General features: G+C 60.3%; 11 protein-coding genes. 3 read left to right on the top strand and 8 right to left on the bottom strand.

All coding sequences use genetic code 11. The features are described 5' to 3' along the window. Positions 1-3 precede the first annotated feature (3 nt). Positions 4-2,478, top strand: coding sequence for a translation initiation factor IF-2 (infB, locus tag GOW04_RS19000; RefSeq protein ID WP_171233641.1), 2,475 nt, complete (start codon positions 4-6; stop codon positions 2,476-2,478). A gap of 68 nt (positions 2,479-2,546) precedes the next feature. Here infB and GOW04_RS18995 read toward each other — a convergent pair whose 3' ends face one another. The 6 genes from GOW04_RS18995 to GOW04_RS18970 all read right to left on the bottom strand — a co-directional run bounded on the left by GOW04_RS18995 (position 2,547) and on the right by GOW04_RS18970 (position 8,183). Continuing rightward, positions 2,547-3,374 carry an alpha/beta hydrolase gene (locus tag GOW04_RS18995; protein WP_171233640.1) on the bottom strand — a complete coding sequence of 276 codons (828 nt, stop codon included), beginning with the start codon at positions 3,372-3,374 and terminating at the stop codon, positions 2,547-2,549. A gap of 3 nt (positions 3,375-3,377) precedes the next feature. After that, a complete protein-coding gene (locus tag GOW04_RS18990) occupies positions 3,378-4,262 on the bottom strand; it encodes a tryptophan 2,3-dioxygenase (protein WP_171233639.1) in 885 nt (294 codons plus the stop codon). Positions 4,263-4,326: 64 nt separating this feature from the next. Further along, positions 4,327-5,355 (bottom strand): L-threonine 3-dehydrogenase, encoded by a 1,029-nt coding sequence (tdh, locus tag GOW04_RS18985; protein WP_171233705.1) that lies wholly within the window; start codon positions 5,353-5,355, stop codon positions 4,327-4,329. 19 nt (positions 5,356-5,374) lie between these two features. Further along, positions 5,375-6,325 carry a PLP-dependent cysteine synthase family protein gene (locus GOW04_RS18980; RefSeq protein ID WP_171233638.1) on the bottom strand — a complete coding sequence of 317 codons (951 nt, stop codon included), beginning with the start codon at positions 6,323-6,325 and terminating at the stop codon, positions 5,375-5,377. Next, on the bottom strand, positions 6,322-7,509 hold the full coding sequence (locus tag GOW04_RS18975) for a glycine C-acetyltransferase (RefSeq protein ID WP_171206366.1): 1,188 nt from the start codon (positions 7,507-7,509) through the stop codon (positions 6,322-6,324). The genes GOW04_RS18980 and GOW04_RS18975 overlap by 4 nt, the downstream gene beginning before the upstream one ends. Before the next feature lie 110 nt (positions 7,510-7,619). Then, positions 7,620-8,183: a helix-turn-helix domain-containing protein gene (locus GOW04_RS18970; RefSeq protein WP_171233637.1), complete on the bottom strand. Its 564-nt coding sequence runs from the start codon at positions 8,181-8,183 to the stop codon at positions 7,620-7,622. A gap of 116 nt (positions 8,184-8,299) precedes the next feature. Between GOW04_RS18970 and GOW04_RS18965 the strand changes: the two genes are divergently transcribed. Further along, positions 8,300-9,475, top strand: a complete 1,176-nt coding sequence (locus GOW04_RS18965) for an acetyl-CoA C-acyltransferase family protein (protein WP_171233636.1) — start codon at positions 8,300-8,302, stop codon at positions 9,473-9,475. Positions 9,476-9,571: 96 nt separating this feature from the next. Here the strand turns inward: GOW04_RS18965 and ubiB are convergent, their stop codons facing one another. Together ubiB and ubiE are read right to left on the bottom strand one after the other, a co-directional pair. Further along, the gene (ubiB, locus tag GOW04_RS18960; RefSeq protein ID WP_171233635.1) at positions 9,572-11,101 is read right to left on the bottom strand and encodes a 2-polyprenylphenol 6-hydroxylase; all 1,530 of its coding nucleotides are present in this window, start codon (positions 11,099-11,101) and stop codon (positions 9,572-9,574) included. Between the two features lie 3 nt (positions 11,102-11,104). Continuing rightward, positions 11,105-11,857: a bifunctional demethylmenaquinone methyltransferase/2-methoxy-6-polyprenyl-1,4-benzoquinol methylase UbiE gene (gene ubiE / locus GOW04_RS18955; protein ID WP_171233634.1), complete on the bottom strand. Its 753-nt coding sequence runs from the start codon at positions 11,855-11,857 to the stop codon at positions 11,105-11,107. A gap of 86 nt (positions 11,858-11,943) precedes the next feature. Here ubiE and mutM point away from each other — a divergent pair, with 86 nt between their 5' ends. Continuing rightward, on the top strand, positions 11,944-12,795 hold the full coding sequence (mutM, locus tag GOW04_RS18950; protein ID WP_171233633.1) for a bifunctional DNA-formamidopyrimidine glycosylase/DNA-(apurinic or apyrimidinic site) lyase: 852 nt from the start codon (positions 11,944-11,946) through the stop codon (positions 12,793-12,795). Positions 12,796-12,842: the final 47 nt, after the last annotated feature.

Genomic DNA, 12,842 nt, shown 5'->3' with positions numbered 1-12,842 from the left:
TTTATGAGCGATAATGACGGCAAAAAGACATTGGGTCTTCGTGGCGGGGCACGCCCCGGAAATGTGAAACAGAGTTTCAGCCACGGACGCACCAAGAATGTCGTGGTGGAAACCAAACGCAAACGCGTGGTGGTTCCCAAGCCGGGCGCAGCAAAGCCGGGTGGCGGTGCTGCACCTTCGGGTGATCCGTCGCGTCGTCCTGCGGGCATTTCCGATGCGGAAATGGCGCGCCGCATGAAGGCGTTGCAAGCGGCCAAGGCACGCGAAGCCGAAGAGGCCGCAGCGCGCGAGGCTGCTGAAAAGGCGCGCGAAGAAGAGCGCGCACGCCGCCGTGCGGAACAGGAAGCCAAAGAACGCGAACAGCGCGAAGCCGAAGAGCGTGCGCGTCAGAAGGCTGAGGAAGAAGAGCGCAAGCGCAAAGAGGCGGAAGAAGCTGCCAAACGCGCCGCTGCCGCGCCCGCACCGGAAGAGCCCAAAGCGGCTCGCGCCCCGGCCAGCAAACCTGCGCCGGCAGCCACACCGCGCAAACAGGATCGCGAACGTGAGCAGCGTGGCCGTGGCAAGGGTCGTGACGACAACCGCCGTTCGGGCAAGCTGACTCTGGGTCAGGCGACCGGTGGCGAAGGCAACCGTCAGCGCTCGATGGCCGCGATGAAGCGCAAGCAGGAGCGTGCGCGTCAGAAAGCCATGGGCGGTGCCGTTGAACGGGAAAAGGTGATCCGCGACGTACAGTTGCCCGAGGCGATCATGGTCTCGGAACTGGCCAACCGTATGGCCGAGCGTGTGGCTGACGTGGTCAAATCGCTGATGCAGATGGGCATGATGGTCACGCAGAACCAGACCATCGACGCAGACACCGCGGAACTGATCATCGAAGAATTTGGCCACAAGGTCACTCGCGTATCCGATTCGGATGTTGAAGACGTCATCAAAGAGGTCGAAGACAGCGAAGACGATCTGCAGCCGCGTCCGCCGGTCATTACCATCATGGGTCACGTTGACCACGGCAAGACCTCGCTGCTGGACGCAATCCGCGACGCGCGCGTTGTGGCGGGTGAGGCCGGTGGCATCACCCAACATATCGGCGCGTATCAGGTGAAAACCGATGGCGGCACCACGCTGACCTTCCTTGACACTCCGGGCCACGCGGCGTTTACGTCGATGCGCTCGCGCGGCGCTCAGGTTACGGATATCGTGGTTCTGGTCGTCGCGGCTGACGACGCGGTGATGCCGCAGACGATCGAAGCGATCAACCACGCAAAAGCGGCCGAAGTGCCGATGATCGTGGCGATCAACAAGGTCGACAAGCCGGATGCAAACCCGGACAAGGTGCGCACTGACCTGCTGCAACATGAAGTGATCGTTGAGAAAATGTCGGGTGAGGTTCAGGACGTCGAAGTGTCCGCAATCACGGGTCAGGGTCTGGACGAATTGCTGGAAGCCATCGCGCTTCAGGCCGAGATTCTGGAACTGAAAGCAAACCCGAACCGCGCCGCCCAAGGTGCCGTGATCGAGGCGCAGCTGGACGTGGGTCGTGGCCCGGTCGCCACGGTTCTGGTTCAGAACGGCACATTGCGTCAGGGCGACATCTTCGTTGTGGGTGAGCAGTACGGTAAGGTCCGTGCGCTGATCAACGACAAGGGTGAGCGCGTCAAGGAAGCTGGCCCGTCGGTTCCGGTCGAGGTTCTGGGCCTGAACGGTACGCCCGAAGCGGGCGACGTTCTGAACGTGACCGAGACCGAAGCGCAGGCCCGTGAAATCGCCGCTTATCGCGAACAGGCCGCCAAGGACAAACGCGCCGCTGCCGGTGCCGCGACCACCCTCGAGCAGCTGATGCAGAAGGCCAAGGAAGACGAGAACGTGGCCGAGTTGCCGATCCTCGTCAAAGCCGATGTGCAGGGTTCTGCCGAAGCTATCGTTCAGGCGATGGAAAAGATCGGCAACGACGAAGTGCGCGTGCGCGTGCTGCACTCGGGCGTGGGTGCGATCACCGAGACGGATGTTGGTCTGGCGGAAGCCTCCGGCGCGCCGGTCTTTGGCTTCAACGTCCGTGCCAACGCATCGGCGCGGAACACGGCGAACCAAAAGGGTGTCGAGATCCGCTACTACTCGGTGATCTATGACCTCGTGGACGACGTGAAAGCGGCCGCTTCCGGCCTGCTGAGCGCCGAGATCCGCGAAAAGTTCATCGGCTATGCCGAGATCCGCGAAGTCTTCAAGGTTACCGGTGTCGGCAAGGTTGCCGGGTGTCTGGTGACCGAAGGTGTTGCCCGCCGTTCGGCAGGCGTTCGCCTGCTGCGCGACAACGTGGTGATCCACGAAGGCACGCTGAAGACCCTGAAGCGCTTCAAAGACGAAGTGGCCGAGGTCCAGTCGGGTCAGGAATGTGGTATGGCGTTCGAAAACTACGACGATATACGCCAGGGCGACGTGATCGAGATCTTCGAGCGCGAAGAAGTTACCCGCACCCTGGATTGATCCCAAGCGGGATGGACACAAAAAAACAGCGGCACCGATCGGGCCGCTGTTTTTGTTTGAAAAATGCCTCATTGCGTGTCGGGCAGGAATGTCCCGGAATGCAGGATGATGTCGAAATGGTGCATTCCGGGTTTCAAGGCAAAGCTGACCGAGTGCCCGGCCTTGCGCAGCCGTTCCGCATAGTCGCGGCTTTGACGAATGAATTCGCCGGTGTCCCGTTCCCCCACTGAAACATGATAGCGGGGGCCCGGTGGGGGCAGGTTGCGGATCGGGGACAGATCGTTCACTTCAACCGGGGTCAGGTGCAGCGGATCATTCACGGATGTCAAACTGATGGGTTCCAGATCATAAACACCGCTGATCAGAAGCACGTCACGCACACGCAGCCCGGCGCGGGCCAATGCGCCGGCCGAGGTCGCCATGACCATGCTAGCCAGATGAGCGCCGGCACTGTGCCCTGACAAGGTGATCCGCGTCGGGTCGAATCCCAGTGCCTCGGCCTGTGACGCAAGCCACAGAAGGGCGTCGCGGCATTCGTCGACCATTTGATCCAGCCGCGCATCCGGGGCGAGCGTGTAGTTCAAGGTGGCAAAGGATTGCTCGGCTTCGATCAGCGCCGGGGCCATCATGGCCGATTCGCGCTGGCTGAGATCCTGCCAATACCCACCGTGAACAAAGACATGCAACGGGGCGCCGGCCCCCTTCGCGGGAAAGAAATCCAGCACCTGGGCCGGGGCATCGCCATAGGCCAGGTTGGCCTGAACGGGCAGCTCGGCACGGGCTTGCGCACTCAGCGTTTGATAGCTGGCCAGATAAGGGGTCAGGTCGCCACCGATCATCGAACTGGGAGAGTATTCCCGCTCCAGTTCGGCTTGTGAAAATCCGCGATACAGCATGGCTCAGCCCTGCCCGCTGTACATCAATTCCGTCCGCACATCATAGAGGTCATGGAAGAACCGCAACTCAAGTGCTTTTCGCAAGAAAGCCACGCCGCTGGAACCTCCGGTACCGGGTTGCATTCCGATCACACGTTCAACCGCCGTGGCGTGGTCAAAGCGCCAGCGTTGAAACAGGCTTTCCACATCCATGAGTTTTTCGGCCAGCGCATACAGATCCCAATACTTGTCTGTGTTGCGGAACACGTCGACCCAGATCTGAACCACGCGCGGATCACCAGAATAGGGTTCAGAGTAGTCCCGCTCGATCAAATCCTTTGGAACGTCGAACCCCTGTCGGGCCAGCATGTGCAACACTTCGTCATACAGTGACGGTTTGGTCAGGGCGGCGTTCAGCATCTCCATCACCTCGGGGTCATGCTCGTGCACTTTCAGGGTCGAGGCATCCTTGTTACCCAGAATGAACTCGATCTGCCTGTACCCATAGCTTTGAAACCCGGAAGAATTGCCGAGGGCCTGCCGAAACGTCATATAGTCGGCCGGCGTCATGGTCAGCAGGGTTTCCCAGGCCGCAATCAATTGCCGTTGAATGGCCTTGATGCGGTCGAGGTTTTTCATGGCGGGTCCGAATTCGTCTTGTTGCAGGAACCGACGCACCTCGACCAGTTGGTGATGCATCAGTTTCAGCCACAGCTCACTGACCTGATGAATGATGATGAACAGCATCTCGTCAGGTTGTGCGGGGTCCTGAAAGGTTTTTTGCAGGTTCAGCAGCGTCTTCAGTTGCAGGAAGTCGCCATAGCTTTTGCGGTGCGTTTCGGCGAAATCAGTGACCAGGGTGTCTTCGACCCCCCGCTGCAACAGACGATCGTCTTTGTTCTCGCCCATCTCATGCCTCCCTTGTGCAAGTTCTGCACCTGTCTAGGGGCTGAACTTGCAACTTTCCAGCGCGTTAGGTCCAGTCCAGAACAACCTTGCCGGACAGGCCCGATTTCATCGCGGAAAACCCTTTGGCGAATTCATCAACCGCAAAGCGGTGCGTGATCACGCGGGACACATCCAGACCGTTTTGCAGCATGGCGATCATCTTGTACCACGTCTCGAACATCTCACGCCCATAGACCCCCTTGATCGTGATCGCCTTGAACACGATGCGCGACCAGTCGACCGGAGATTTGCCCGGAGGAATCCCCAGCAACGCGATCTTTCCACCCATTACCAACGCTTCGACCATCTGGTCCAGGGCGGCTTGCGAGCCGGACATTTCAAGCCCGACATCGAACCCTTCTTTCATCCCAAGCTCGGCGATAACGTCCTGCAAGTCCTCGGTGGATACATCGACGGTCCGCACCGAGGGAACCACATGTTCGGCCAGTTTCAATCGGTCTGCGTTGATGTCGGTGATGACCACGTTACGTGCACCCGCGTGACGAGCGACGGCAGCGGCCATGATGCCGATGGGGCCCGCACCCGTGATCAGAACGTCCTCGCCCAGCAAATCAAAGCTGAGGGCAGTATGCACCGCATTGCCCAGCGGATCGAGGATGGCTCCGATCTCATCTGGTATGTTGTCGGGCAAGGGAACCACGTTGAAGGCAGGCAGTTTCAGATACTCGGCAAATGCGCCCTGTTCGTTCACTCCAATGCCCCGAGTTCCCGGATCCAGGTGAAACTTTCCGGCGCGGCTCTGACGGCTGTCGGTGGTGATCAGATGGCCCTCGCCCGAGCATCGCTGGCCGATTTCAAGCCCTGTCACGTTGCGCCCGATCTCGACGATCTCTCCGGCAAACTCATGGCCAGTGATCATCGGAACCGGCACGGTATGAGACGCCCATTCATCCCAGTTCCAGATATGGATGTCGGTGCCGCAGATACCCGTCTTGTTGATGCGGATCAGCACATCATCGGGGCCAATTTCGGGGATCGGGGCCTGCACCATCCACAACCCTTCTTCGGGTTTGGATTTTTCCAGTGATTTCATTGTGTTGGGTCGCATATGTTTACTCCCACAAATCGGTCGACAGGTATTTCAGGCCGCTGTCACAGATGACGATGGCGACGCAGCCGCCTTCTTCGGGGCCGCGCAGCAGTTCAATCGCCGCAGCAAGATTCGCGCCTGCCGAATAGCCGGCGAATATCCCCTCGGTCCGGGCCAGAAGCCGGGCGCAGTCCCGCGCGGCCTTCCCCGAAACAGCAAGGTGTCCGGCCAATTGGCTATCCTTCAAATGCACCAGATCATCCATGGCGTAACCGCCGCCCTGAATGGGATGGTCCGGGGTCGAAACCGGCTCACCGGCCAAAGCGCGCGCGCCCGCAGGTTCCACGGCATAGCATCGCACGCCGTGCCGGTTCAGATACTCTGCCGCTCCGGCCAGCGTTCCGCCCGACCCTGCAAAGTCGCAGAATGCCGTGACGGTGCCTTCGGATTGCGCCCAGATCTCGGGCCCGGTCCCGGTTTCGTGGGCCTTGGGGTTTCCCGAATGGCCAAATTGATCCGCACGAAACGCGTTGCGTGCGGTCGTGATGCGTTTCGCCTCGACATCGACCAGTTCAAGATCGGCCCCAGAGACTTCGCCGGGTTTGCTGCCGGGGGCCTGGGGGACGATCACCACCTCGGCGCCCAACGCGCGCATCATGCGGGCGCGTTCGACCGAGTTCCCCGCGCTCATGACTGCCACGAACGGGTGCCCCAGAATGCCGCAGACAATCGCCAGGCCGGTGCCCATGTTGCCTGAGGTCAGCTCGACCACCGTCTGCCCCGGTGACAAAGTCCCGTCTGCGCGCGCCGTTTCGATGATGGACTTCGCCGCGCGGTCCTTTTTCGAAAATCCCGGCAGCAAATAGTCAAGCTTGGCGATGATACGCCCGCTCAGCTTCTGCTGGGCACACACGCGCGACAGTTCGACCATGGGGGTGTCGCCGATCACATCGATGACCGATGGAAGGATCATTCGATGACCCCCAGCTCTTTGCCGACCTTGCCAAATGCGGACAGGGCGCGGTCCAGTTCATCCCTGGTCAGAGCCGCATTCATCTGCGTTCTGATCCGCGCTTGCCCGCGTGGGACGACCGGAAAGAAGAAGCCCGAAACATAGACGCCTTCGTCGAACAGCCGTGACGCCATGTCTTGTGCCAGCGTCGCCTCACCCAGCATCACCGGGATGATCGGGTGTTCCCCGGGCAGCAGGTCAAACCCAAGCTTTTCCAGCCCAGCGCGCCAATACTTGGCGTTGCCGAAGAGTTGCGCGCGCAGCATGTCGCCTTCTTCGACCAGACGGATTGCCTCCAACCCGGCAGCGACGATCGAGGGCGGCAGCGAGTTTGAGAACAGATAGGGCCGCGCCCGCTGCCGCAGCAGGTCGATCACTGGCTGCGGCCCGGCGATATAGCCGCCGATTGCCCCCCCAAGTGCCTTGCCCAAGGTTCCCGTCAGAATATCCACATCGACGCCGAAATGATCGGGTGTGCCGGCCCCGTTCGGCCCCATGAAGCCGGTCGCATGGCAATCGTCCACCATGACAATCGCATCGTATTTATCGGCCAGTTCCCTGATTTTCGGCAGGTTGGCCAGATAGCCGTCCATCGAGAACACGCCATCGGTGGCAATCATGATATGCCGCGCCCCGTCCTCGCGTGCCTGCTTCAGCCAGGCTTCGAGGTCGTTCATGTCGTTGTTCATGTAACGATAGCGTTTCGCCTTGCACAGCCGCACGCCGTCGATGATCGAGGCGTGGTTCAGGCTGTCTGAAATGATGGCGTCTTCCGGTCCCAGCAGAGGTTCAAACAACCCGCCATTGGCGTCGAAACAGGCGGCAAAAAGGATGGAGTCGTCCTTGTTCAGGAAATTGGCAAGACGTTGTTCCAGTTCGCGGTGAATGTCTTGCGTACCACAGATGAACCGAACCGACGCCATGCCGAATCCTTTGGGTCCCATCGCTTGTGTTGCGGCCTCGATCAGCGCCGGGTGATCCGCCAGACCCAGATAGTTGTTGGCACAGAGGTTGATCACCTGCTTGCCGCCCACAGTGATCTCACCGCCCTGAGGCGAGGTGATCATTCGTTCGCGTTTGTAAAGACCCTCAGATTCGATCTGCGCAAGTGTGTCCGTGATATGGGACAGGAATGCATCTGACATGGCGACCTCCGTTCAACTGAGTTGCACATCTAACATAGCGGATGAAATTCCCAAATAGGGGAAATTCAATATGAAGGAAAAATATCCGTGAAGGCGGAATTTCGCGGATGTCAGGCGTTTTTTACGATCAGAAATACTCGGGCTGGCCCTTGGGCACAGATGGAATGCGCAATGTCGGCGGCGTATCGGGCCGTGTCCCCCTGGTTCAACTCGGACACCGCATTGCCTGAAGTGACTTTGACCGCGCCTTCCAGCACGGTGAGCTGTTCACGGGCACCGCGGGCGTGGGGTTGGCTGTTCAGGGCCCCGTCCTCGTCAAATTCGATATCATAGACTTCATGACCCCCGGCCTCTTCCGGTGGTGACAGGATGCGAATTCGGCAGTTCTGCCCCATATTGTCGATGCTGGGCACTTCGGAGTTTCTGAGCACCTCGATCTGGTCCGTGGCTTTTGCGCCCTCCAAGAGACCGGCGAAATCCACCTGCAAGGCGCGTGTCAGGTTCCACAAGGTCGAGATCGTCGGGCTGCTTTCGCCGCGTTCGATCTGACTGACCATGGACCGGGACACACCGCTGAGATTGGCGACCGCTTCCAGGGACAGGCCCTTGGCGCGTCGTGCCTCTTTCAGGCGGGCGGGCAGGAGGTTCAGGATATCGTCTGTGTCTTCCGTCATGACGGAATCCATGGGGGCTGCGCAACGCAATGTCAATTCCCGCCGTGACGGGACGTTTGGGGCGACAGTGCTATTCTGCGCATGCATAATGCAGCGAAATTCAGGAGGAGTAGCTCATGAGCGATATCGTTATTCTCGACGGTGCCCGCACCGCAATTGGCACCTTTGGTGGTGCGCTGGCTTCAACCGCGCCGATTGATCTGGCCACTGTCGCGACCGAAGCGGCGCTTGAGCGATCGGGGGTTGAGGGGGCGCAGATCGGGCATGTTGTGTTCGGTCATGTGATCAACACTGAACCGCGTGACATGTATCTGTCGCGCGTCGCCGCCATGCAGGCGGGCATTCCCAATGGTACGCCGGCCATGAACGTGAACCGCCTGTGCGGATCGGGCGCGCAGGCGATCGTGTCAGCCGTTCAGTCCTTGATGCTGGGCGATGCTGACTTTGCGGTGGCAGGCGGAGCAGAAAGCATGTCACGCAGCCCCTATATCGTTCCGCAGGCGCGCTGGGGTGCAAAGATGGGCGACGTCACCTCGCTGGACATGATGCTGGGCGCGTTGAACTGCCCCTTCGGCACCGGACATATGGGGGTGACGGCCGAAAACGTGGCGGATGAGCATCAGATCAGCCGCGAGCAGATGGATGCGTTCGCATTGGACAGCCAGACACGTACGGCAGCGGCGATCGAGGCCGGGTACTTCGACAGCCAGATCACTCCGGTACAGGTCAAGGTCAAGCGGGACATGGTCGATTTCAAAGTCGACGAGCATCCAAAGGCGACGACCGCCGAAGCGTTGGCCGGTCTGCGCCCGGTGTTCAAGAAGGACGGGCGTGTGACAGCCGGCAATGCCTCGGGCATCAATGACGGCGCGGCGGCGATGGTGCTGGCGACAGCGGATGCGGCCGAAAGGGCCGGTTTGAAACCGAAGGCGCGTGTGATTGGTTATGCGCATGCAGGCGTGCGGCCGGAAGTCATGGGCATCGGTCCGGTTCCGGCAGTGCAAAACCTGTTGAAGAAGACGGGCCTGTCAGCGGAAGATTTCGACGTGATCGAAAGCAATGAAGCCTTCGCCGCGCAGGCACTGGCTGTGAATCAGGAGCTTGGATTGGACGCGAGCAAGGTGAACCCCAACGGCGGTGCGATTGCGTTGGGGCATCCGGTGGGGGCCACGGGTGCGATCATCACGCTGAAAGCACTATACGAGCTGGAACGTACCGGCGGATCCAAAGGGTTGATCACCATGTGCATCGGGGGTGGTCAGGGGATTGCCATCGCCATCGAGCGGCTCTGACCCGGAAGGGGTGCGGGGGGGGCTGTCTGCCCCCCATCGCGCCAGGGCGCGATTCCCCCCGAGGATATTTGTGGCCAGATGAAGCAGGCGGTTGGTTCAGCTGAGCGCGTTGATCAGCAAGACCAGCGCCGCACCTGCTGCGGCGCCGATCGTGGCGGGCAGAGCAAAGGACCAAAGGGTGGGCGTCTGCGGTTCGTCCTTCTGGGTCTGCGCGATCAGTGCGTTTTCGACCAGTGCCGGCAGACGCGGGCCGAAGCGGGCCAGCACCATTGCGGTTTTCCCAAAATCACGCAGGGCCGCCCGGGGGCCGATGGACTGTTTGATGTAGTCTTCGACCACGGGTCGGGCGACTTCCCAGATGTTCATATGAGGGTCGAGTGAGCGCGCAACGCCTTCGACGACAACCATGGTGCGTTGCAGCAGGATCAGCTCGGTACGTGTTTCCATCCCGAACCGTTCGGTCACTTCGAACAGATAGCTCAGCAACCGCCCCATCGAGATATGCGTGGCGTCCATGCCGAAGATCGGCTCGCCCACGGCACGCAGGGCGCGGGCGAACTCGTCCACGTCCTGGTTGGCGGGAACATAGCCGGCTTCGAAATGCACCTCGGCCACGCGTTTGTAATCGCGGCGGATGAAACCGAACAGGATTTCGGCATAGACCCGGCGCGTGTATTCATCGATATGACCCATGATGCCGTAGTCATAGGCTATGATGTCTCCGTTCGCGGCGACCTTGAGGTTGCCCTGGTGCATGTCGGCGTGGAAAAAGCCGTCGCGCAGGGCATGCAGAAGGAACAGGCGCAGGACACGTTCGGCCAGATCATTGCGGTTGTGACCTGCGGCATCCAGAGCATCATTGTCACCCAGCGCGATCCCGTCCGCCCAGCTGAGCGTCATGACGCGCCGCGCGGACAGTGACCACACAACGGGGGGCAGCCAGAAGCCGGTGTCGTCCTTTGTGTTGGCGGCATATTCGGAGGCCGCCGCGCTTTCCAGACGCAGATCCAGTTCGCCGCGTACGACACCGTCGAAATGCTCGATCACCTCCACCGGTCGCAGACGGCGCGCGCCGGGGGCGAAGAGCTGGACGATCCAGGCGGCGAAATAGAACGCATCGACATCTTTGCGGAACGCGCGTTCGATCCCCGGACGCAGGACTTTCACCGCGACATCCTCGCCCGTGCTGGTCAGCTTGGCCTTGTGAACCTGCGCAATCGAGGCTGCGGCAATCGGTTCGCTGAATTCGCTGAACATGTCCGAGATCGGCTGACCCAGTTCTTTCTCGACTTCGGCCATCGCGTCGGCTTTGGAGAAAGGGGGCAGTTTGTCTTGCAGAACGCGCAGTTGCTCGGCCAGTTCATTTCCGACGACGTCAGGGCGGGTCGAAAGCACTTGCCCGAATTTGATATAGGCGGGGCCAAGCGCCGTCAGGGCGCGCGTGGCCGGTGGCATACCGGGGTCGCCTTTGTAGCCAAGCCATTGAAAGGGTTTGCCCAATGCGTGGGCCAGAATGCGAACGGCGCGCGGGGCTTCGAACGCATCCAGTACCACGTTCATGGCGCCTGTGCGCTCGAGCGTGGCGCCTGTGCGGATCAGGCGGATGATGTTATGGGGACCACGCATGTGTCAGATCTTCCAGCCGGAATGCAGCGCGGCGATACCCATGCTCAGGTTGCGGTATTTGGCGTTTTCAAAGCCTGCTGTGCGAACCATGTTCAGGAACGTCTCCTGATCGGGGAACTTTCGGATCGATTCGACCAGGTACTGATAGCTGTCATAGTCATTGGCGATCAGTTTTCCCATGCGCGGGATGACGTTGAAGCTGTAAAGGTCATAGAGCTTTTGCAGCCCGTCATTGGGCAGATGGCTGAATTCCAGCACCATCAGGCGGCCGCCGGGTTTCAGCACGCGGTAAGCCTCGTTCAAAGCTTCTTGCGGGTGGGTGACGTTCCGAATGCCGAACGAGATCGTGTAGACATCGAATGTATTGTCTTCGAAGGGCAGGGCCATGGCATCGCCCACGACCCAGTTCAGGCTGTCCGACATCTGATCTGCCTCGGCACGTTGCCGCCCTTCGATCAGCATCGGCTCGGTCAGGTCCAGCACCGTGGCGTGGCCGTGGCCCGCGCGCTTGAGGAACCTGAACGAGATGTCGCCCGTACCGCCGGCCACGTCCAGCAGCCGCTGGCCGGGGCGTGGCGCCAGCCAGTCCATCATCGCGTCCTTCCAGACCCGGTGGATGCCCATCGACATGACGTCGTTCATCACGTCATATTTCGAGGCAACCGAGTTGAACACGCCCTGCACGCGCCCGGCCTTTTCGGCCTCGGGGACGGTTTCGAAACCGAAATGAGTGGTCTTGTCGATGTTGTCGGACATTTGCCTTGCCGTTTGTCGATTTTCGCCTCTGTTATAGGGCCAAGAGAGGCGGGCACAATGCGGCCCTTTGAATTAGGAGCCCTGTAATGCCCGAATTACCTGAGGTCGAGACAGTAAGACGCGGCCTGAGTCCTGCCATGGAAGGGGTCGTGATCGAACGGGCTGATGTGAACCGCCCCGATCTGCGCTGGCCGTTCCCCGAACGTATGGCCGAACGGCTGACCGGGCAGCGGGTGGAGCGGCTGCGGCGGCGGTCGAAATACATTCTGGCGGATCTCAGCAGCGGTGAGACGCTGTTGATCCACCTGGGTATGTCGGGGCGGATGACGGTGTCGGGTGACCCGTTGGGGCAATTCGTCCATGACCATCCCGCCGTGCAAAAACATGACCATGTGGTCTTTCATATGGCCAACGGCGCGCGCATCACCTACAACGATCCCCGCCGGTTTGGTGCGATGGACCTGTTGCAAACGGCCAACGCCGAAGATCACAAGCTGCTGTCAGTTCTGGGGCCTGAACCCTTGGGCAACGATTTTCACGACCAACACCTGATCAAGGCGTTCACAGGCAAGAACACCCCTGTCAAATCCGCCCTGCTGGATCAGGGAATCGTTGCCGGTCTGGGCAATATCTATGTTTGCGAAGCTCTTTATCGCGGCCGAGTGTCGCCACGTCGCAAAGCCGGACAGATTTCCGCACCCCGCGTGGCGGCGCTTGTTCCGATCATCCGGCAGGTGTTGCAGGACGCTATCGAAGCTGGTGGGTCTTCGCTGCGGGATTTCCGCCAAGCCGATGGAGAACTTGGATATTTTCAGCACAAGTTTGATGTCTACGGCCGCGAGGGCGAGGCCTGCCGGACCGAAGGGTGCGGAGCGCCGATCAAGAGAATCACCCAGTCCGGTCGCTCATCCTTCTATTGTGCGCAATGCCAAAGATAGCTTGATCCAAGTTTTTCGCGTGGTAAGGAATCGTACCTGAACGGAAC

It is taken from the genome of Ruegeria sp. HKCCA4812, from assembly GCF_013034245.1.
Taxonomy (GTDB): domain Bacteria; phylum Pseudomonadota; class Alphaproteobacteria; order Rhodobacterales; family Rhodobacteraceae; genus Ruegeria.
This window is presented reverse-complemented; position numbering and strand designations above follow the sequence as displayed.